Below are 21,540 nucleotides of genomic sequence, written 5' to 3'. Positions count from 1 at the left end.
CGGCCTATTTGTTGACCAGTTTCAAGTCGACCGCGATTTCGCGTATCATGTCGTGGTCGATCCGATCCTTCTTCCGAAGATAGCCTTCCAGGAGGGCGTTGTCGCAGAGTGTGTTGATGAGGCGGGGGATGCCTTTGGCAAATTGATGAACCGCCGAATAGGCCGATTTGGTGAAGAGGTCCTTTTTGCAGCCGGCGATCTGGAGCCGGTATTTCATATAATCCTCGGAAGATCCTTCCGTAAAGGCCTGGAGATGATAGCGGATGGCCACCCGCTGCCTCAAGGGTTCATCGAGCGCCAGATGCTGGTCCACCTCCGGCAGGCCGAATAAAATGAAGGTGATTAATTTATGACCGTCCAATTCAATATTGAGAATACCGCGAAACTCCTCCATGACCTCCTTGGTCTGGAGCATCTGCGCCTCGTCGATCAGGACGACGGCTCTTTTCTTTTTATCATGAATCTCCGCCAGGCGGTTGTACAACTGTCCGAGCAGGTCCGTTTTACCCTCGGCCGGTTTCTCGACGCCCAACTGAACCGAAATTTTTCGAAGAAGCCATTCGGAGGTGATCGAGCTATGGATAACAATCAGAAGGGCGGATTCGTAGCTGCTTTCATCCAGCTCATCCAATAGCCTTCGGGCCAATGTGGTTTTTCCGGCTCCGACATCCCCGACCAGAAGCGCCAGGCCTTTCCTCTGCTCGGCCGCGTATTTGAGCCGGACCAGCGCCTCCGCGTGCTGCGTGCTGTTGTAATAAAACCGATTGTCGACTGAAGTTGAGAATGGCTCTTCTTTGAGATTGTAATGGTCAAGATAGCTCATCGCGCGGCGTCGTCCTTAAAGATAAGATATCCGATCCTTCTTCTTGGAGTCGTCTTTTAAACCGTCCCGGCCGGCACCTTGGCCGCTTTGCGCCTTGGTGGCCGGAGACGAATCGCCGAAAATCCGCTCCATCATGGCATCCACATCTTCATCTTCTTCATCCCGTTTTACCGGAGTTGCCGACGCCTTCCGTTTAGGTTTTCCAAGCATCCCTTCCAGATGTTTAATCCGTTGGGCAGCGTCTTTAAAATTAGGATCAACCTTCGCGATCTCACCGAATAGGGCCAGGGCTTCTTCCGGTCGCGATTCCTTCTCATAAAGGGCGGCCAGGTCGTACCGCAGCCATTGGCCCTGAGCCTCGCCGCATTGAGGGTCTGAAAGAGCCCGTTCCAGAAGCTTGATCGCCTCCGAATGATTGCCGTTCTCCTGATGGCATGCCGCCAGCATGTTGCATGAATCAATGAAGCGTTCCGGCCCGTTCATGGCCTGCTTGAATTCGATAATCGCTTCATTCAGAAGCCCCATTTCCTTGTAGGCGATTCCCAAATTATAGTGGGTCTCGTAATCGATATCATCAACTTGCACCACCTCTTTCTGGAATTCCGAAAAGATGCTGTCAAGTTGCTGGCTGACCGACTCTTCTTCCTGAACATCACCGGACGAACCTATTTCAAAATCATCTTTTACGATATCGTCTAATGTATCGGATACATTAACAAAATCTTTATTGTGGTCTTTGTCTTCTCGTGAAGGTTTGGCCACTTGATCGGAATCTTTCTGCCTTTCCTCGGTCTCCTTCAAAAGTGATTCCAGGTCAATGGTATCATCTGTTTCATTTACCGCGTATTTGGAAGCCTTGGCGGACTCCTCCGTTTCATGGCTCATGAAAGGAGCGAAGGACTTATCCAATTCTTCATCCAACAGACGCTCATCGGCCGATTTTACTTTGACCGGTTTTGACTCCATGGGCGTTTGTGCCGCACGATGGATTTCCTTTTCAGGTTTGGTCGGAGGGGGCTCGGCGACGGCCTCGGCTTCCTGGAGGACCTTGGTTTGTTGGGATTTCAGTGCATTTTCCTGAACCTCTTCCGTTGCGATGGCATCGAGTTTCTCCTTCACGGGCGAATGATCCGGTTTCTGAGCTAAAATAAGCTCGTACATTTTTTTCGCCTCGTCCCGAAGGCCTTGTTGATGATAGAAATCGGCCTCGGCCATTTGTTCGGCCACCCTTTCCCGCTCATGAAGCGAGGGAGAGGAGAGTCCGACCTGAACGTCTTCATGCAATTCGGATTCCGGTTTAACCGACTCGATTTCGGATGCAGCTGGAGCCGAGTCATGATCGACGAGCTCTTCGGCCAAGATCGCCTTCATCCTGCCGCTGTCCAAGATCGGGGCCAGGTTCGTCGCCTCGCGGATTCTTGGATTCTCCGGGTCAATGCTTTTCGCCTCGTCCAGAACGGCCATGCGACGTTCCATATCGCCCGCTTTTTTGTAGATTTCCATTAAGAGAAAGCATTCTTCCACGGCCTTTTCGGTCTGTCCTTCGTTCTTGTATATTTCCTTGAGTTGCTGGTGGGCCATTTCATTTTCAGGGTCCATCGCAAGAATTTGGTCCAGTTGTTCGATGGCCTTCTGCGATAAGCCGTATTTTAGATAGACCTCGGCCTCGGTGAAAAGGCTCTGTAGCGCGGCCGGATCAACGATCGGAGTCGGCTCGGCGGAAGGCGCATCGACTTCCGAGTCGGTCCGCATCTCAACGGCCTCCTCCGATTCCCGCGCTATCGGAGGGACGGTCGGATTGATCGGAGGATTCATTTCGGGGAGAACGATATGGGGCTGAGACGCTTCCGTAGCTTCAAACGCATGCCGCAAGCGCCGGACATCGCGGTGCTCCGGTTCAAGCCCTTTGATCTTTCCGAATAACTCCCTGGCCCGCGTCGTTTCTCCGGAAGCCAAGTCTTCATCGATGACGTGAGCATATGCCGAAACGGCCAGATGGGGATTTCCGCCGCGATCATAGGCCTCGGCAAGCAAAAGATGGGCTTCGACCCGATCCGGATCCGTTTCAAGATAATCCTTCATCAACTTGCCGGCCTGCCCGTATTCGGTTCGGTTCATATACCCTTGAACGGCCGTCTTAAACAAGTTGAAGGCCTCATCCATGTTCCCCGTCTTCAATACGACCGTTCCGAGTTTATGGGGACCCAGGGGATCGTCCGGATTCTGCTCAATGAATTGATCCAAGAATTTCCGTGCATCGTCCAGCCTGTTTTCGTTGATTAAAGCGTCAATCTTTGAAAGCAGATGCTCTTTGGAAATTAAACCCGATTTTGAAGGGGCTTCTTCGGGCAAGGCGTCCTTGCCTATCTGCTTGCGGGCGGCTTCATTTTTGGGATCCAGTTTTAAGACGCGTTCAAAAAGATCGTGGGCTTCCTTGACCTGGTTATTATTTAGATACGATTCGGCGACCTTTAAGTACTCGGCAACAGCCTCTTGTTGCAACCCCTCTTTTAAACAAAGATCCGACAATTTCAAACGAATGGTTGTATTGGTCGGGTCTAAATTAGCAATTTTTCGGTAAACCTCAAGACCCCCACGGACATCTCCATCCTGGATAAATTGTTTTGCGGCCGAAAGATAGTCTTCAACCGCATTACCGACCAATCCTCGTTCGGCGTTGAGATCGCCCAATTTGACCATGATGTCCAATCGCTGGGGAACCAATTTGATCAATTTCTTGTAGATCGCGATGGTCTTGAGAGCAAAACCGGCGGAACGGAAAACTTCTGCTCCCTTCAGGTAGGCATCAACCGCTTTGGAAAGGTCGTTTTTCTTGAGTAATAGATCCCCGATGGTATTGTAAATATTGCCATCATTGGGAGATTCAGAGATGAGTTTCTGCCATTCATCTATGGCCTTATCTATCTGCCCTTTCGCCATGTAGCGCTGGGCATTTTGCACTATCGTCGCTTTATCAGCCAAAATCAACCTCGGGTGACACTTTTTTTAAAGAATACCAGAAGTTAGTATGGAAGTCAAACAACGGAAGAGTCTGTCGATTCAGGGGGAATAGGCAAATTCAAGAGGGCCGGCAATCCATTCTGCTGTAGAGGTAAACCTGTAAGAAGAAACGGTTTCTTCAAGATATTTCTTTTTAGAAATCCAGATCTGTCAAGGAGTTAGACGAGTCACATTCGCAGCCTGAGGTCCTTTCGTGCCATCAACGACATCAAATTCAACCGCTTCCCCTTCCTTCAAGGTCTTGAATCCTTCGCCTTGTAACGCGGAATAATGCACAAACACATCCTTTCCATCGTCTAATTTTATAAACCCAAATCCTTTGCGGTCGTTAAACCATTTCACCGTGCCTTTGCTTTTCACAAGCCCCCCTTTCTTTACGCGGACGTTATGAAGTAACTATACGAATAAAAAAACCGCGGCATGGATTTCCCGCGGTCTTGTTGAAGCCTCACGCCATTTTTTTTCCACAAAGGACGACAATATTTTCTAAATAAATACTGCAACCCGGTCATAATTAACACAGTCATTTTTCATTGTCAAGATTTTTTTCCGGCGGTGATTCGGATCGTCTTTACAAATCCCGACAATTTCGATATAAATGAACCATGTGGAAACTTCTGGATCGCTACGTCTTTTTCGAACTTCTGACCCCCTTCGTGCTCACCCTATCGGCCTTGATGATGATCCTGCTGATCGAACAAATGGTGCAGTTGACCGACCTGTTCATCAACAAAGGGGTATCCTTTTCGACCGTCGGGAAAATATTTGTCTATCTCCTTCCCACCTTTCTGGTCATCGCCATTCCCATGGGCGTTTTGATCGCAACGATCATCAGTTTCTCGCGTTTAATGGCGGACCATGAAATTACCGCCTTGATGGCCAGCGGTGTCAGCCTGTCCCGATTAGCCTTTCCGGTGCAAGTTTTCACGGTCCTGACCTTCGCCTTGACGTTCAGTCTGTCCGCATGGGCCCAGCCGTGGGTTGGCCACTCGATGAAGTCGGCCGCCATGGATCTGTTGAAACAGGAGTTTTCGTTGGGGCTCGAGCCCGGCATTTTCAACGAGCCCTTGGACAACATGATGATCTATGTCGATGACATGCCGGAGCCCACACGGCTGAAAGGCATCATGATCTACGATCTGAGGGATTCGGCCCAGCCGGTTCTGATTTTGGCGCAGGAAGGGACGATTCTGAGCGACCCGACGTCGGACATGGTCGGCCTTCGATTGCTCAACGGCAGCCAACACCGTGAAAGCGGCGATCCGTCCCGCCATCAATGGATCACGTTCAAAAAATACGAATTTAAACTGGATCTGGCGGCCATCGCCAAGCGCTCATCCGAAGACACCGATACCTCAACGAGAATCCAGCAGATCAAGGCGAAAATGACCGCCGCTCAAACTCTGGATCGCAGCGAGCTGAGAACGCTGGAGGAATATTATAAAACCTATTCCTTTCCCTTCTCCTGTCTGATTTTCGGGATGATCGGGATTCCTCTTGGATTGGTGATTAAACAAGGCGGCCGTCTCGGCGGTTTTGCGCTCGGCATCGCCATGGCCCTGCTTTATTATCTGTTCATGATGGTCTCGGATTTCCTGGTTACGTCCCTCTTGTTGCCCCCGTTGATCGCGGCATGGGCGCCGAATATACTTATGACCCTCCTCGCGATCTTCTTTATTGCGGGACCCAGCCGGGGGCTGTTCATCCAATCGCTTCGGCCCGGCGGGCGATGAGGGAGGCATTCACCATGCCTATTTTACTGAAATATATCTTCCGCGAATATATCAAGATCCTGCTCCTCTGCCTGGCGATGCTCGTCCTGGTCTACACCACCATCGACTTTTTCAGCAAGATCGGACGGTTGATTCAGGAGAACGCTTCATTCCCGCTCATTCTTTTATACTTCGGACTTAAAATCCCGAAGACCGTTTTTGATGTCGCACCGATCGCCATGCTGGTAGCCACACTGATTCATCTGGGTCTCCTTTCCAGGCACAACGAAATCGTCGCGATGAAAAGCAACGGGGTTAGCCTGCTCTATGCGACCGCGCCGATACTGATCCTCGCATTCGCACTCAGCCTTTTTCTTGGTTTGTGCAACCTTTCCTTCGTTCCCCTGACAAGGCAAAAGACGGACTTCGTACGTTTTGTAAAAATAAAAAAGTTCGCCGAGCAAGCCTATTACGGTCAAAGCCAGCTCTGGTTGCGCGACGGACGTCACACCTTTCTCAATATTCGTCTGGCCGATCCGATCAACCGCGTATTGCACGATGTGACGATTTACAAGGTTCGAGACGACTTTACCCTGGAAGAACGGATCGAGGCCAAACGCATCCAATACGAAAACGGAACGTGGACCATGTATCAAGGTCGGGCCCTCGACTTTTTAACGGATGGGAATATGACTGAAAGCTCTTTTGAAAAACAGACGGTCGCGCTGGAGCGGAAGCCGAAAGAATTTAAAGGTCTGGACATCGACACCGATAAAATGAAGTTCAAGGAGCTCAACCGATACATCAAGCTCCTGGACAAGGACGGCTACGACGTCCGACGTTACCGGGTGGATCTTTATAACAAGGTTTCCCTCCCTTTTGTCAATTTCGTGATGAGCTTGATGGCGATCCCGTTCGGTTTGGTGGAAACAAGATCACGGGGAATCGCGCGGGGAGTCGGCATCAGTCTGTTGATCGGCAGTTGCTACTGGATCGTTCTTTCCATTGCGCTCGCGCTGGGCCACGCCGGATTGATCCCGCCGTTTCTGGCCGGCGGGACGGCCAATGTTCTCTTTCTCGCGGTCGGACTTTACCTGTATCTTGGTATCAGGCAGTAATCCCGCAGCGGGGGGTGTGCTTTCACGTTGGTTCGGAAGGGCCATTTCAGGAATCCCGATGGTTCTCATGCCGATGGGGCGGGGTTTCCTCCGTCGGGTTCCGGCGGCATCGTGCGACCGCGATCGCCTTCATCCAGATAGATGATCGCCTGCTTTATCACCTCCTGAACGCCGGCCAGCACTAGGACGTCCTCCGCTTCCAGAATGAACGATCCGCCCGGATTGGATCGGGTCTCTCCTTCTCGAATCACGGCGACGATGATCGCGCCGGTGCGAACCGGCAGCCCCAGCTGGGCCAGACTCTGACCGACCGCCGGCGAATCCGGCAGCAGACGATGCCGGAACACTTCGACTTCGGGCGGGAGGATCTCTTTCGTGATCATCGGCTGGATCGCGGCGCGTGTCAGGCTGGAGTAACCTTCCCGCCGGATTTCGTCCTGTTTCAGCGTAATCTGTCCGCGAGGAACCCCGTGTCGGTTGAGGACGAGCCCGGCGATCTCGACCGAACTTTCCAGTTCCTCCGGCACCACGTCGTTGGCGCCCAACCGGTACAGTTCGTCCAGGTCCCGGACGTAGCGCGAACGTGCGATGATCAGCAACGACGGATTCGCCTGTCGGGCAACGTGCAAGGCCCGGCGCAGCGCAAACGGATCCGAGAGGGCCAGCACCAGCGTCTTGGCCGTGTCGATTCTCAGATGACGGAGCACTTCGGGCCGCGTGACATCCCCGAAATAAATCGGAATATTTTGGGCGCGGCCCAATCGGACCAGATCCCCGTGGATATCGACCGCGACATAATGAATCCCCGCTTCCGTCAGGGCCTTCGCAAGATTTTGGCCGTTAAAACCATATCCGGCGATAATGACATGTTCCTTCATCGCCAGATCCTTGGGCTGCAAATTGTTCATTTGCCGGGTTCCGAACAATCTCCGGAGAGGACGGAAGGATTCGGCCCGATCGGACAGCGGCGGCCCCAGCCGGATGGCAAAGGGGGTGGCGACCATGCTCAGGATCGAAATCGCCAGAAAAAGTTGATACGGTTTCTCGCCCAGCACGCCCTGATCCTGTCCGAATTGGGCCAGGACGAAGGAGAATTCCCCGACCTGGAACAGCGCGAGGCCCACCAGGGCCGCGACGCGGATGGGATACCCCATGACCAGGGTTACCCCGCCCGCGACCAGTCCTTTGAGAATCATTACGGCCGCGGCCGCACCAAGAATCAGGACGGGATCGTTCACCAGAATGCGAAGGTCAAGCAGCATCCCGATCGAGACGAAAAAAAGACCGTTGAAGCTGTCCCGAAACGGGGTCACTTCGGCCAGCGCCTGATGGCCGTATTCCGACTCCGAAATCACCAGCCCGGCGATGAACGCCCCGATGGCCAACGAAAGGCCGATTCGGGATGTGAGCCACGCGATCCCAAGACAAATAAGGATCACGGCGATCACAAATATTTCCCGGTTCCGGGTCCGGACAACCCACATCAGAAGCTTCGGCGCGACCCATCGCGCGGCCAGGAGGAGAACTCCAAGCAGAAGCACCATCTCCACCAGGGTGAGGAGGATCGCGCCTGTTGATTCCGACCTTCCGTTGCCGTTTCCCAAAAAAGGCGTCACCAACATCATCGGGACCACGATGAGATCCTGAAAGATCAGGATCCCGACCGAAAGCCGGCCGTGCGGCGCGTCCAGTTCGTTTCGGTCCATCAAAATTTTCAGGACGATCGCGGTGCTGCTCAGCGCCAACAGACATCCCCAAAAGATGCCGGCCTTGATCGATTGCTGAAGACCCAAGAAGACCGAGGCCGTCAGGACGATCGTGAGGCCGACCTGAAGCGCGCCCCCGCTCAGAGCGAAGGCGCGCACCTGCGACAGCCGCGCCAGCGAGAACTCCAAACCGATCGTGAATAAAAGCATGACCACGCCGATCTCGGCGAGAACCCTCACCTGGCCCACATCGTCGATGAGGTTCAGACCGTAGGGTCCCACGACCACGCCGGCGATCAGGAATCCGATGATGGAAGGAAGCTGGATGCGCTGGAAAATCAGGACGACGACGATGGAAAACCCGAAAATGACCACCAGATCCTGGAGAAATTCGATAGGAGGCATATCCTCTGACTCTGGACCCGCCGGCTCGCAAGGGCCTTCTCCCCTAGACGAACAGGCCGCGATTCGGCGGGGCCATTACTTTATCAGCCGCTTCAGATAAAAAAACCTCGCGTTAAAGAAACCCGCCATCGGGAGAAAGACGACCGAAAGCACATTTAATTTGGGGGTGTAGATGACGATCAGGCCCGCGAAAGCAAGCCAGCCGATGAGATACAGATAAGGCACGGCCCAACGCCCGGGATGTTCGACCTTAATCGGATCCCCGAGCTTTTTGAGTTGGCGGGACAGCCTTAACTCGGCCCGCCGCATGCGGTCGGCAAAATAGTCCGGATGCGTATTGTAAAGATAATGTTGATAGCCGGCCTGGAAAAGTCCCACAACCAGACCGGACGACAGCAGAATCAGACTGTCGATGAGAAGTTCCGTCAAGGGCCGGCCCTTGAACATCAAATAGAGGAGGCTCCCGTAGCCCAGGATCAGCGAGATCAGTCCAATCAGCGCGGACGAGTAGACCAGCGAGCTCTTCAGATAGCGGGCGGCCTGCCGGTGCTCCTGCTCAGCTTTTTTGACGGTGATGAATTTCGGCATCGGCGGTATCGGACGGCGCGGGTTGGTCGGACTGTTCGTCGGCTTTGTTTTCGGTCTTGATCCGATACTTTTCAAGCGCCCAGTTTCCCAGATCGGTCATTCGGCAGCGCTCGGAACAAAACGGTCGAAACGCATTGCTTCTCCATTCCACCGATTTATGGCAGATCGGGCATGGGAGTTTCATGGAAGAATTATACGGCAACAGGGTCCGCGTTGCAACAGTTGTCCGGTCGATGTAAAAAACCGAAAAGGATCACCCTTTCGATGCGGAAGGGCGCTCCCAGAGCGTCTCCCGTTCCCCCCCCGCCCGGCCGATCCAACGGGCCAGCACAAAAAAGGCGTCGCTCAAACGATTCAGATATTGAAGGATCGTCGGAGCCACCCCTTCACGGGCATCCAGCCGAACGCAGAGCCGCTCGGCCCGACGACAGATCGTCCGGGCCAGATGAAGAAAAGCCGTGACCGGATCACCGGCCGGCAAGATAAACTCTTCCAGCGGTTTTAGTTCCCTCTGACAGGCGTCCATCAACTTCTCGAGATGGCTCACTTCGTCGGACGTTATCTTGGGCATGTTCCGGAACCGCTTTTGATCCCGGGGCAGTGTCGCGAGCAGCCCTCCGATATCGAAGAGGCGGTTTTGAATACGGTGGAGTTCGGTCTCAAGCTTCCGGGCCTGGGAAAGCCGCTTCATCCGCGGCCGGTTGAAGGCCCGCACGACGCCGACGGCGGAGTTCAGTTCATCCACGGTCCCATAAACTTCGATGCGCAGATGATCCTTAGAGATCATCTGTCCCCCGGCCAAACGTGTTTTCCCCTTATCGCCGGTCCGCGTGTAGACCCGTGTGATTCTCATCATTCCCCCTTCGCCTCCTTCGCTAAAATCGGATGGTCGCTCCGCCGATGTAGTTTCGCTCCGGAGCCGGATTGAACCCGATCCGGCTGCCGAACGGAAACCCTCCCACCCCTCCGAAATCATCGTACTTACGGTTCAGAAAATTGTTTATCCCGAAAAAAACCTCGCCGTAATCGGCCCGATAACTGTACTTCGCGTCCAAGACCGAATAAGCCGGAAGTTTCTCCTGCTGATTGGCCAGGTCGTTGGCGAGGATCCGATTTCCGACGAATCGGCCCGTCACGGAGAGAATCGAGCCTTGATCCTGCCCCCAGTCCATCGTGACGCTACCCGCGTGTCTCGGAGTAATCGGCAGATGACTCCCGTCAAACGGACCCTGTTGAATTTCGGTCCGGGTAAATGCGTAGCTCCCTCTGACGCGAAACGTCGGAGAGGGCCGGACCGCGGCCGAGGCCTCGATTCCTTCATGCCTCACCTCGGGAACGTTTTCATTTACACCGAATGCCGAAGCGCCGATCGCCGGAGGGACAAAGAGAATTTCATTTTTTACATCCGTCCGGAAAAGGGAAAGGGTCCCTTCGAAGGCCGATCCGGCCTGAATTTTTTCTCCCGCCTCGTACGTGGTCGCCCGCTCCGGATCGAGTTCCGGCGTCACGCCGAAAAGTCCGGTCAGTTCGTCCCGGTTTGGAAAGCGGAAGGTTCTGGACCAGGACGCGAACAGACTCGTGGAAGGCGAGGTCAGGTAGGTCAGGCCGACCGTCGGGCTCCACACGCGAAAGGACCGATTCCCGGACGCTTCGCTCATCGCACTGGCCGTCAAGTCCGTCGTCGCCTGCGAGAACGTAAACCGGGACCAGTCCATCCGGCCGGTCGCATTCAGGGTCAGCGCGGACAGAATCGGAAGCTCCTCGCTTGCGTACGCCCCGATCAACCGGCGCCCGTAATCCGTATTTTCAACCGTGATGAACGGGAAATTGGGATCGGGATAATCGTTAAAGCTTTTCGCCCGGATGGCTTCCTTGAGCAGATCGGTTCCCAACAGGAAACGATTTTCGCCCCCCGCAATCGGACCGGTGATTCGATACTTTCCGGAGAGCGCCACCGACCGGCTGTCGTCATCCAGATTGGTCGAACCCGAATTCGGAATGGTCGTCAGCGATCCCTCGCCGCGAAGGGTTTGGCCGGCCGTCAGCTCCATCCATTGATTCCGATCCAGATACGAATCAAACGCCAGATCGATCCGCCCCTGGTTGGTTCCCGCATGATCCAGAGGGGTCACCGAGCCGCGCCGGCCGACCGTATCGATCTCGTCCTGCGTGAGGCTGCCGGGCAACAAATAATCATTGCTGATATAAGCGGACCGCAAATGAACCGTCGAAAAATCGCTGATCTTATAACTCAGGTTTCCGATATAATTCGACGCCCGGTAATCGCTGTTCTCGCGGTAACCGTCGCTTGTTTCATAGCCGCCGTAAAGATAGTAACCGAAGGCCCCCGAGGTTTCGGAGAGAGCCGCCTTGCGTTTTGAGAAGTCATAGCTGCCGCTTTCATACGACAGGTCCGTATAAGCCTGTTTCGCTCCGGTTTTGGTGATAATATTGATCACGCCCGCGATCGAGTTGTCTCCGTAAAACGACGCGGACGGGCCGCGGACGATCTCGATCCGATCGATGGCCTCAACCGGGATCGAGGCCCAGTCCGGGTTGCTGGTGTCGACCAAGTTGGCGCGACGGCCGTCGACCAGGACGAGTATCCGTCCGCCGTTGCCTCCGCCGTTGTTGAATCCTCGTCCGTCGATGATCATGCCGGACGGCGCGGACCCGCTGGTGTTGGCGACCCAAAGTCCGGCCTCGGTCCTGAGCAGATCTCCGGCGTTCGTCGCGTTCGTCCCGCGGATGTCCTCCTGCGTGATCACGGTGACGTGGGACGGAACCTGGAGGACCTTCTCTTCCTGCCGCGTGGCCGTGACCACGACCGGGTTCAATTCCAACGTGCCGGCGGCATCCTGCGCCGTCGCCGTAAGACCCGTTCCCAACAATAACCCCGTCAAGATTCCCGCACAAACAAATTTCATCCTGCACCTCCTTCCGGTTGCGAAAAGAATGCGTGGCGTTTATATCGGATGGATCGGTCTCCTGACTTGCGGATCGTTCTCCTCCCCGCCTTCCCGTCTCTTTGGAAGGGCTTCTGTTGTCCCCTCCCAACCCGTTCTCAAGACAGTGGCATACCCGGGGATTCGTCCCCGCTCACAGTGGCGGCCCCGTCTCCGATTCTTCCTCGCCTAAGCTCGGAATCACGGAGTTCCCGGAATCCATCCGACCGTTTTAAATCTTATAACAAGCCTCCTTTCGTTCTCATTCAGGGTTGATTCAGTTGAAATACCAGCGGCACCTGAACCTGAATCTTTTTATTCCATGAAACGGGCCAATGAGAAAAACGCCCCACCCGCCTCACGGTTTCGACGGCTTCTTCATCCAGAATGCTCGATCGAGACGATTCGAGGAGCCGGATATCCTGCGCTTTTCCTGCGGGATCGATCATGAATTGAACGCGGACCGTTCCTTCTTGGCCTTCTACCCTGGCCAGCCACGGATATCGTTTGGCCTCCTCCAAACGATTTTGAACGTCTTGAAGGAAGCGCGATAACTCATCGGACCTTAGGCCCCCCTCCGCGGTCGGCTCAATCCGGGCCTGCGCGTTCTCAATCAAAGATGACCCGCTCGAGATCGGCCGCTGCTCTTCCGGCGGCGTTTTCACAATCGGCACAGGGACCGTCTCCGATACGGTCGCTTGATTCTCCATGTGCGAGCCGTCTGGGGTTGCAGGCTCACCCGGCACGGAGGATTCCGGTCGAACCGGCACAACGGTCGGCAACACGGGTCGACCTTCAAGCGGTTGCAGGGTCTTGGCTTTGGCCGGACGGTTTTCAATCGGATCCGCCAAGCGGACCTGCACCACGGAAACGGCCGGACGAGTCGGCGGAGGATTTAATAAAAAACAGAAAAGCAGCCCGCCGATCAGTAGATGAAACCCGACCGAAACCGAAACAAATTTCCAAGAAATTCGATTTAACATTCTCATACAATGGAAGGGGGCCGCGGAATTCGTGCCTCTTTCCAATCCGGGATCACGGTGACTCTCGGACGACCGGTTGTCGGGTGCGCATCCACCAGAGTTCCGCAACGATAGACCTCTTCGATCACCCGTTCCGTCAACACGTCGGATGGCGTTCCCAGTCGAATGATTCTTCCCTTGTTTAAAAGGAGCAACCTCCGGCAAAGCTGGGCGGCCATGGTCAGGTCGTGCGAGACAACCACCACCGTAATTCCGTCGTCCCGATTCAGTTCCCGAAGCAACCCGTAAATCCCGGCCTGATGGTGAAGATCCAGAAACGTCGCCGGCTCATCCAACAGAAGGACTTCCGCCCGCTGGGCCAAGGCGCGGGCGATGATGACGCGTTGTTTTTCCCCGCCCGACAGGTCGGTGAAAAGCCGGTGGGCGAATGAATCCACGCCCATGCGTTCCATCGCCGACCGGGCGATGCGGTGATCCTCCGCGCTCTCAAAGGCCCATCCTTTCAAATAGGGATAGCGTCCCATCAAAACTATCTCCAAAACGGTATAAGAAAACGCGATGGAGTGATCCTGAGGCACCGTGCTCACCCGACGGGCCAGCGCGCGGGGCGGAACGGTCGAGAGGTCATCCGACCCCAGCCGGACCTCGCCCTCCGCCGGCCGTTGATGCCGTCCCAGAATCTTCAGCAGGGTCGTCTTTCCGGAGCCGTTGGGGCCGATCAGACCGACGATTTCTCCACGCTCGATCGTCAGATCGACGTCCTTCAGGACCCACTCCGTTTCGTACCGAAAACCCACCCCCTTTAATGTATACATGGAAGACATCTCGGGGTCGTGACCTCCTTCTTGAATCATGCGCTCCAATATCTCGATCTTCCCCTCCAGAGAAGGAAAAGGAAAAAAGGCCCGCCGCAGAGCGCCGTAATCACCCCGACCGGAATCTCGGTCGGCGAGATCAGCGAGCGGGCGATCGTATCCGCCGCCATTAGAAAAATCCCGCCCCCCAAAACCGAGGCCGGAAGCAGCAAGCGATGATCCGGCCCGATCACCATCCGAAGGACATGCGGAATCATGATGCCGACAAAGCTGATCAGCCCGCTGACCGACACCACGGCCCCCGTCAACAAAGCGGAAGCGAAAAAGGCGACCCGCTTCGTCCGCTCGGCATCCAGACCGAGGGTGACCGCCGTCTCATCCCCGAGAGCCAGCAGGTTCAACCCTCTGGCCGATTTGAAGAGCACAACCATGCCGGCCAGCGCGTACAAGGCCACCACGGCCAGCGCTTTGAAATCAAGAGATCCCAGATTCCCCATCAACCAGTAAACGATCCCCATTACTTTATCTGCGTCCACCATGTACGTGATGAACATGATCACGGCCGAGAGCATGGCGTTGATGATCACCCCGCCCAGCAGGAGCGTCTGAACAAAAATCCGGCCGTGAACGCGGGACAGGCGATAGAGAAAAAACAGCGTCAGAAGTCCGCCCGTAAAACCGAAGAGCGGCGAGGCCGTCGTTCCCCAGAACGTCACGCTGAGACCCGACAAAAGAAAACAGACGACGCCCAAGGCCGTCCCGCTCGAGATGCCGATCACAAAGGGATCGGCCAGAGGGTTGCGAAGCAAGGCCTGAAGGGTCACTCCCACCATCGCCAGCGTCCCCCCCACCAGTCCGGCGAGCAAGACGCGCGGCAGACGGACATCCAAGAGAATGGCGCCCTTGCCGGGGTCCACCGCGCCTCCCGATCCCGGTGAAAGTCGGGAGGCGAAAATCCGGACGGCTTCCGCCAATGCAATCGGCTCCGTACCGTGGAGAAGACAGATCAGAACCGTGATCATCCATCCCAGCCCCAGGAGAGAAAGAACGGATAGCCATCGTTTGAAGGTGAGCATTTCATCGCCCCGATTCAAAATCGACGGTCGGATGAAGCAGCCGGGCCAGTTCTTCCAGCCCGTCCATGATTCTCGGCCCCGGTCGGTTTAAAAGATCCCGATCGACCTTGTAAATTTTTCCGTCCCGAACGGCGGACAGAGAAGACCATCGACTCCAATACCCCTTCTCTTGATCGGACAGTCGGCGATCGGCGTCCATGGCCAGGATGATCACCTGCGGGTCCTGCTGAATCACGTATTCCATCGAGAGCATGGGGTAGGCCTTCTTCAGTCCCCCGGCGATGTTGATGCCGCCCGCATCACGGATCAGATCATTGAGGTAGCTCCCTTTTCCGATTGAAATCAGGGGTTCCTTATCCACCACGTAGAGAAGGCGGGGCGAGGAAGCCGCCCGCACTCCATTTCTAATCCAATTCAGCCGTTCACGAAGCTGTCGAACTTTTTCCTCGGCCGTTTTCTGAGCGTCGGCGATTCTGCCCAAAACAAGGATCGTTTCGAAAATTTTTTCCAAGGAAGAGGGATCGACCACAAAATACGGAATATGAAATCGCTCGAACCGGGTCAGATTATCTTGTTGGTACGATCCTGCAACGCCGACCACCAGGTCCGGCTTTAAGGAAAGGACTCTTTCGATGTTCGCATTCAACCCGCCCACCTTGGCTTTGGACAAGGCCTCCGGCGGGTAGTTGCAGTAATCCGTAACACCGACGATTCGATCTTTGAGGCCGAGAGAAAAGAGAATCTCGGTCAGGGCGGGCGCCAAGGAAATAATCCGGTCCGGGGACTTCACGAGCCGGACCGAACGGCCCAGATCATCCGTCACGACAAGCGGTTCGGCTTGGATAGGAGAAAATGCGAGGAATACGGAGTAAACGTTGAAGAGAAAAAGAAGAACAGCAAAGACGACTTTAGAACGCATAAAAGATCCTCAAAGGCCAAATACCCAGCCCTTGAGGATTGCACCCTGCTTCTTCACCCTAAGGTGAGCCCGTTTCTCTCTTGTATCGAAAGGAAACGAGCCGCGCATTCAGGCAGGTCTTCTGGCTTGTGGATCGTCCTCCGCCCGCGTCTTCCCATCGTTGTCGGACAGTGACTTTAATGCGGGCATCGTCCCCACTCACAGCGGCGGGACCGCCCCCGATTTCAACGGGGTTCCCTTGGCCTGAATGTGTTATGTGACGCTATCTATAACAGACAACGGAGGGGTTTGTCAACCGTAGATCCCGCCGGTCCGCCCGCGGAATCACCCCGCGAGCGCCGTCATGGCACTATAGTAATCCTCGACGCCTAAGATAGTCCCGATCGACTTTTTGCGGAGATTCTTCCGAACCGCGTTCCTGAAGAAGGCGTTCCAAATATTTTCCGATCAGATCGCACTCGATATTCACACGGCCGTTGACGCCCTTTAACCCGAGCGTGGTCGCTTTGGCGGTGTGGGGAATAATCGCGACCTGTATATCCCGGTCGGATACCTGATTGATCGTCAGGCTGATCCCGTCCACGGCAATCGATCCTTTCCTGACGCAATACCGCAGCAGGTCCTTCGGGATTTCGATTGTGAAAAAGATCGCCTCGTCCTCCTGGCGGCGGTCCCTGATCCGGCCGACGCCGTCGATATGCCCGGTCACCAAATGACCGCCGAGGCGGCTGTTGACCCGAACGGCGCGCTCCAGATTGACGGCATCCCCCACGTTTAAGGAATCCATGTTGGTGATGAGGAGTGTTTCGGGCGAGACATCCGCCGAGAATTCCCCTTCACTCTTTTCCGTCACGGTCAGACAGACCCCGTTCACGGTGACGCTGTCCCCCAAGGCCAAATCCTCCAGGACGGCTTTGGCCAGGATGGACAATCGGCCGGACTTCTTATCCCGGTTGAAAGCCCGGACGACGCCCATCTCTTCAATGATTCCGGTAAACATGAATCCATCATACCAAAGATTGTTTGGAGCTGTCAAAACCGGGCGGGATGGTGCTGGATGGTAGTTTTCGAGCGACGAACGTCCGTCGATGAGGAAAAATCAACTGAGCATTCCGATCTTGTTCTTGCCCGTCCTCTTCGCATGATAAAGGGCGTCATCCGCCGACTTGATCAGTTTCAGCAGATCTTTTTCCCCCTTCACGCTGGTGGCGACGCCCAGACTGATCGTCAGTTTTCCGGACGGTTGCATCTCTTCATGGGCGAACGGGTACTGCTCCACCGCCTGTCTCAACCCCTCTGCAATTTTCAGAGCGGCGGTGTGGTTTGTTTCGGGAAGGATCACCATGAATTCTTCTCCGCCGATTCGGCAGACGAAGTCCACGCTCCGGACGTGTTTCTTCAAAATCACCGCCAGGCTTCTTAACAAATCGTCCCCGGTCAAGTGCCCGTGGGTATCGTTGTAAACCTTAAAATCGTCGACATCCACAAGAATAATGGAGATGGGATGGTTGAACCTCTCGTTTCGTTTGACCTCCTCACTTAATTTCTCCATGAAAAAGCGGCGATTGTACAGACCCGTCAATGAATCGGTGATGGCCAGTTGCTGGGTCAGCTCGATTTTTTTATCGAGATCTTTCTTCATGCTGGAGATGGATTCTACCATCTGATTGAATTCACCGGCCAGATTTTCAATTTCATCTTTGGTCTTGATCGTCAATCGGTAATCCAGGTTGCCCTGACCGACGGTCTGCGCGCCCCGATGGAGATCCAAGATCGGCCGGATCACGGACCGCGAAAGGTAGATCGAGAGCAAAATAAAAAAAAGCACGGTCGTTCCCAAGCTTCCATAGAAAACGAAATTAACCCTCTCACTCCTGGATTGTGCGTCGTGAACCATTCGAAGCATTTCTTGTTCGGAAAGATCATGAAACGCGTCCGCTTTTTTAATCAAACTCCCTGAAAAAACGGTCGCCTCTTGAATCAACTGCGCGTCCCGCGGGTTTCCAACGGGCCGATCCGTAAACAAAATTGTGACCAGCATCTCGCTCAACCGGAGAACATCGTGGTTCAGCGCGCCGGACAACATTTCCCATCGATGGTCTCCGTGATACGTTTGGAGTTCTTTAATGATCTGAGATATCTCGTTGCTCAATTGGTCGAAATTATCCCTTTCCTTGACATCGCCCGAGATCAGATAATTGTTGGCCGGCTGAAGGAACATGTGGAGGAGCAACTGGAGATGATCCGTCAACTCGACCTTGTGCGCTTCTCGCTGGACGTCTCCCATCCTCACCTCGATGTCTTGCACCTCCAGCAGAATAATGCCCAAGCAGACGATAAAAATAACGCTGAACGCGAGAAACGATCCGAGCAACTTTTCCCGAATGCCGAGCTTCACGGTTGTACATCCTCGATGATGTAAATAATCTGAACGTCCGGCGACCCGTTGATGAATTCCTTGGGCACATAACCGATCGTCCATGGATCCTCATGGACGGCGCCGATAATCTCTGCGGGATCGCCTTTAACGATGGGCGGCGTCAAACCTTCCTGAAACAGTTTCTTGACCCAATACAACTTGTAGTCCTTGGAGGTTAGACCGACGACACCCAAGAGGAAGACGTCCTTCACGTGCCCCTCGGCATACTGGACCGGCCGGATCGGCATCCCTCCCGAAAACCGGATTTCACCGAGATAAATCCCCCGGATGTCCACCTTGGAAAGATGAGTCAACGGGCCATCCTTTTTCACGATCACGGCGACCTGTTCCGCCCGTAGATTCACGGGAGAGCACAAAAGGCAGCCCGCAACCAGGATACCCATGAGGATGCCGCGCTCATTTAAAAATGAGAGGATCGGTTTTAAAAACTGAAAGCCCACTGCGCCTCCAGCACGTTGAACGTCTTGCTTCCTTCCTTTGCGTCGCGGCGGAACTGAAACTTCAGTGCGCTTCTCAACTCGTCGATATCGAACCGCACGCCGGCGATCTTTTGATTACGATCCGTGTTGTTCTCAAGCTCCATAAAATAGGGATCGTTCGGATTCACATTCAGCGATTCGTATCGGACGTACGGCGTGAAGTCACGGATGACTTTGTATCCCAACTGAATGTAGTAGGCATCGGCGTGTTTCTCCAGATTCGCCAGTTCGAAATACTCCGTAATAAATTCCATTTTGTCGTGAATGTAAGAAAGATCGCTTCCATACACACGCTCGTCGACGTTTTTGATATCTTGGATGCCCATTCGGTCCACCGTGCCGAAGACTCCGAGGGTCAGTCCCGGCAATCTATCCGGTTGAAGCGACAGCCGCAAAGCGATCTGCTTCGCAGCATTATTATCCGCCGTCACATTCGGCACCAGTTTCTTGGTGTCGGGATTGATCTGATGACCGTTTCCGACATCCAACATGTACATCCATCGAAATCCCGGACGATTTTGAGATCCCGAAAATTCCAGCCCGACGATATGAACCGGGAGAACTCCCCCGTCATCCTCAAAGGCCAAGAAAAAAGGACGGTCGACCGTAAGAAAGAGCAGCTTTCCATGGTGATAGGTGTTATTCCAGAAACCGATCGCCGTATGCTGTCGGCCGGCCCGTATGGTCAGGAGATCATTGAACGTATACCCGACCCAGAGCCTCTCAATCTCAACATCACCTTCGCCGGGGGCCTGATCAAAATCAAAATTCATCTCGGATAAAAAGGTCAGCCGCGGCCCGATCTGGACCGTGCTGTAGAGGTCCAAGGGACCTAATACAAAGGCCGGATGGGCTTCCCCTCGATCTTTTGTGACAAAATTCACATCGCCGTAAGCGCCGAGATTCAAGCCGAACTGCGGATGGAGTTCCTCCGTGGCTTCGCTTTCTTCAAGCATCTCTACGCGCTGGCGCAGTTGATTTATTTCATCCTGCTGGCTGTTGGTTTTGGATGATTGGGCCAGGGTGCCCACCAGGGTCCAGTCGGGCTCCCCCGCATAAGACGGGGTCGTTTGAAGGAGAAGGAGAAGAGCAGAACCGATAAATAATGATTGTTTTTTAACGAGATAGCGCATTTTGCTTGGCCCAATGTAATGCACGTCCTCACCTCCTCCCATTATGATGCTGTTGGGCTACAATTTGCCTGCAGTTCCAATTAGTTTAAGTATAGCAGACGCATGAAAAACCTCTCCCGGACAACAATGGTCGAGGCTCTTGTCGATCCGAACAGAAGTTGACGCGATTGATTGTGCGACCGTGACCCTGGTAAAATCCCTGCGGGGGCGATGCATGATTCATGATACCATCATCATCGGAACCGGTCCGGCCGGATCCACCGCGGCTTTTGAACTGGCCCGCCGCGGCTATCGTGTGCTCGCCCTGGAGAAGAAAAGCCATCCCCGATACAAGGTCTGCGGGGGGGGATTGTCGGCTCGACTCGACCATCTGCTCGGACGACAATATCATGCAACGGTAGAGAAGACCGTCACGCGACTGGTGATGACCTGTAACGGCAAAACGCCCTTCGAGATCTCCTTCGACGCGCCGTTGGCGTACATGACCATGAGGAGCCGGTTCGATGCCCACTTGATGCACCAGGCCCAAGAGGCAGGATGTGAACTTCGCGAGAACGAGCCGGCCGTGGAATTAACCGCTCTGGAAAATTCGATCCTCGTGAGAACATCCAACGGAGACTACGAAGCACGCACGGTCATTGGAGCGGATGGGGCCCCCAGCCGGGTGGCCAAAACCCTCTTCCCCAATAATGCCGCGCTTTTGGGGGCGGGCCTGGAAAGCGAAGCGGCTCCGGCGCCCGGTCGATCCTGGTCCGGCGATTCCGTTCTCATTGATATCGGCATCATCCGACAGGGCTACGCCTGGGTCTTTCCTAAATCGGATCATCTTTCAAGCGGAGTGGCTACGTTCCACCGGACCCGGCTAGACCTCCGCTTCCATTACGACCAACTCGTCCGGGCTCAGCCCGTGCTTCCAGCGTCTCAACAAGAGCAGACGGCCGGTCATCTCATTCCGCTTTTTTCACCAAAAACAGTATCCCTCGTCGGCCACCGTGCCGTCCTGGTTGGGGATGCGGCCGGAATGGTGGATCCTTTCCTGGGAGAAGGAATTTATTACGCCGTTTGGAGCGGCCGGTTGGCGGCTGAGGCTATCGCAGGTTTCATGAAAAGGGAAACGCCGTTGGCCCGCTACGGTGAGACGGTCCGGAATGAAATCTATCCCGAACTTCATGCCGCTTCCAGAATCGCCTCCCTCGTCTATCGCTTTCCCCGCCTGCTTTTTAATCTGACGGCCGATCATCCCCAATGGCTTAAGGAATACGGAAAGGTGCTCCAGGGCCGGTTGAATTACCGTGGTCTGTGGAAGCGGGGTCTCGATCCACGCAACTGGATCAAAAGGTTGTAATCCTGCCGGACTGTTTTTATTGATTGAGAGGA

At 54.6% G+C, this 21,540-nt stretch carries 19 protein-coding genes and 2 riboswitches; of the genes, 3 read left to right on the top strand and 16 right to left on the bottom strand.

Features of this window, described 5'->3' with window-relative positions:
• Positions 1-4 precede the first annotated feature (4 nt).
• The 3 genes from VLY20_07485 to VLY20_07475 form a co-directional block, all read right to left on the bottom strand.
• Positions 5-823 carry an AAA family ATPase gene (locus tag VLY20_07485; protein HUK56484.1) on the bottom strand — a complete coding sequence of 273 codons (819 nt, stop codon included), beginning with the start codon at positions 821-823 and terminating at the stop codon, positions 5-7.
• Positions 824-838: 15 nt separating this feature from the next.
• Positions 839-3,805, bottom strand: a complete 2,967-nt coding sequence (locus VLY20_07480) for a tetratricopeptide repeat protein (protein ID HUK56483.1) — start codon at positions 3,803-3,805, stop codon at positions 839-841.
• A 189-nt stretch (positions 3,806-3,994) separates the two neighbouring features.
• The gene (locus tag VLY20_07475) at positions 3,995-4,204 is read right to left on the bottom strand and encodes a cold shock domain-containing protein (GenBank protein ID HUK56482.1); all 210 of its coding nucleotides are present in this window, start codon (positions 4,202-4,204) and stop codon (positions 3,995-3,997) included.
• A 245-nt stretch (positions 4,205-4,449) separates the two neighbouring features.
• Here VLY20_07475 and VLY20_07470 point away from each other — a divergent pair, with 245 nt between their 5' ends.
• Both VLY20_07470 and lptG read left to right on the top strand, forming a co-directional pair.
• Positions 4,450-5,577 carry an LptF/LptG family permease gene (locus VLY20_07470; GenBank protein ID HUK56481.1) on the top strand — a complete coding sequence of 376 codons (1,128 nt, stop codon included), beginning with the start codon at positions 4,450-4,452 and terminating at the stop codon, positions 5,575-5,577.
• A 14-nt stretch (positions 5,578-5,591) separates the two neighbouring features.
• On the top strand, positions 5,592-6,674 hold the full coding sequence (gene lptG, locus VLY20_07465) for an LPS export ABC transporter permease LptG (protein HUK56480.1): 1,083 nt from the start codon (positions 5,592-5,594) through the stop codon (positions 6,672-6,674).
• 65 nt (positions 6,675-6,739) lie between these two features.
• Here lptG and VLY20_07460 read toward each other — a convergent pair whose 3' ends face one another.
• The 13 genes from VLY20_07460 to VLY20_07400 all read right to left on the bottom strand — a co-directional run bounded on the left by VLY20_07460 (position 6,740) and on the right by VLY20_07400 (position 20,187).
• Positions 6,740-8,785, bottom strand: a complete 2,046-nt coding sequence (locus VLY20_07460; GenBank protein ID HUK56479.1) for a monovalent cation:proton antiporter-2 (CPA2) family protein — start codon at positions 8,783-8,785, stop codon at positions 6,740-6,742.
• 75 nt (positions 8,786-8,860) lie between these two features.
• Positions 8,861-9,373: a hypothetical protein gene (locus VLY20_07455; protein HUK56478.1), complete on the bottom strand. Its 513-nt coding sequence runs from the start codon at positions 9,371-9,373 to the stop codon at positions 8,861-8,863.
• Positions 9,342-9,557: a DNA gyrase inhibitor YacG gene (locus tag VLY20_07450; GenBank protein ID HUK56477.1), complete on the bottom strand. Its 216-nt coding sequence runs from the start codon at positions 9,555-9,557 to the stop codon at positions 9,342-9,344. Before VLY20_07450 ends, VLY20_07455 begins: the two co-directional genes overlap by 32 nt.
• Before the next feature lie 69 nt (positions 9,558-9,626).
• Positions 9,627-10,229, bottom strand: a complete 603-nt coding sequence (locus tag VLY20_07445) for a cob(I)yrinic acid a,c-diamide adenosyltransferase (protein ID HUK56476.1) — start codon at positions 10,227-10,229, stop codon at positions 9,627-9,629.
• Positions 10,230-10,248: 19 nt separating this feature from the next.
• Positions 10,249-12,300: a TonB-dependent receptor gene (locus tag VLY20_07440; GenBank protein ID HUK56475.1), complete on the bottom strand. Its 2,052-nt coding sequence runs from the start codon at positions 12,298-12,300 to the stop codon at positions 10,249-10,251.
• 33 nt (positions 12,301-12,333) lie between these two features.
• Positions 12,334-12,556: riboswitch (cobalamin riboswitch) on the bottom strand.
• A 28-nt stretch (positions 12,557-12,584) separates the two neighbouring features.
• Entirely contained in the window at positions 12,585-13,301 is a 717-nt protein-coding gene (locus tag VLY20_07435) for an energy transducer TonB (GenBank protein ID HUK56474.1), read from the bottom strand.
• 2 nt (positions 13,302-13,303) lie between these two features.
• Complete coding sequence (locus VLY20_07430) at positions 13,304-14,125, bottom strand: ABC transporter ATP-binding protein (GenBank protein ID HUK56473.1); 822 nt, start codon at positions 14,123-14,125, stop codon at positions 13,304-13,306.
• Between the two features lie 26 nt (positions 14,126-14,151).
• Positions 14,152-15,192, bottom strand: coding sequence for an iron ABC transporter permease (locus VLY20_07425; GenBank protein HUK56472.1), 1,041 nt, complete (start codon positions 15,190-15,192; stop codon positions 14,152-14,154).
• A gap of 1 nt (position 15,193) precedes the next feature.
• Positions 15,194-16,111: a cobalamin-binding protein gene (locus tag VLY20_07420; protein HUK56471.1), complete on the bottom strand. Its 918-nt coding sequence runs from the start codon at positions 16,109-16,111 to the stop codon at positions 15,194-15,196.
• Positions 16,112-16,204: 93 nt separating this feature from the next.
• Positions 16,205-16,373: riboswitch (cobalamin riboswitch) on the bottom strand.
• A gap of 87 nt (positions 16,374-16,460) precedes the next feature.
• Complete coding sequence (locus tag VLY20_07415) at positions 16,461-17,111, bottom strand: riboflavin synthase (GenBank protein HUK56470.1); 651 nt, start codon at positions 17,109-17,111, stop codon at positions 16,461-16,463.
• A gap of 99 nt (positions 17,112-17,210) precedes the next feature.
• The gene (locus VLY20_07410) at positions 17,211-18,509 is read right to left on the bottom strand and encodes a diguanylate cyclase (protein HUK56469.1); all 1,299 of its coding nucleotides are present in this window, start codon (positions 18,507-18,509) and stop codon (positions 17,211-17,213) included.
• On the bottom strand, positions 18,506-18,934 hold the full coding sequence (locus VLY20_07405) for a hypothetical protein (protein ID HUK56468.1): 429 nt from the start codon (positions 18,932-18,934) through the stop codon (positions 18,506-18,508). Before VLY20_07405 ends, VLY20_07410 begins: the two co-directional genes overlap by 4 nt.
• 38 nt (positions 18,935-18,972) lie before the next feature.
• Positions 18,973-20,187 (bottom strand): hypothetical protein, encoded by a 1,215-nt coding sequence (locus tag VLY20_07400; GenBank protein HUK56467.1) that lies wholly within the window; start codon positions 20,185-20,187, stop codon positions 18,973-18,975.
• A gap of 190 nt (positions 20,188-20,377) precedes the next feature.
• Here VLY20_07400 and VLY20_07395 point away from each other — a divergent pair, with 190 nt between their 5' ends.
• Positions 20,378-21,508, top strand: a complete 1,131-nt coding sequence (locus VLY20_07395; GenBank protein ID HUK56466.1) for a geranylgeranyl reductase family protein — start codon at positions 20,378-20,380, stop codon at positions 21,506-21,508.
• Positions 21,509-21,540 lie beyond the last annotated feature (32 nt).

Source organism: Nitrospiria bacterium, from assembly GCA_035517655.1.
In the GTDB taxonomy this organism is placed as follows: Bacteria; Nitrospirota; Nitrospiria; order JACQBZ01; family JACQBZ01; genus JACQBZ01.
This window is presented reverse-complemented; position numbering and strand designations above follow the sequence as displayed.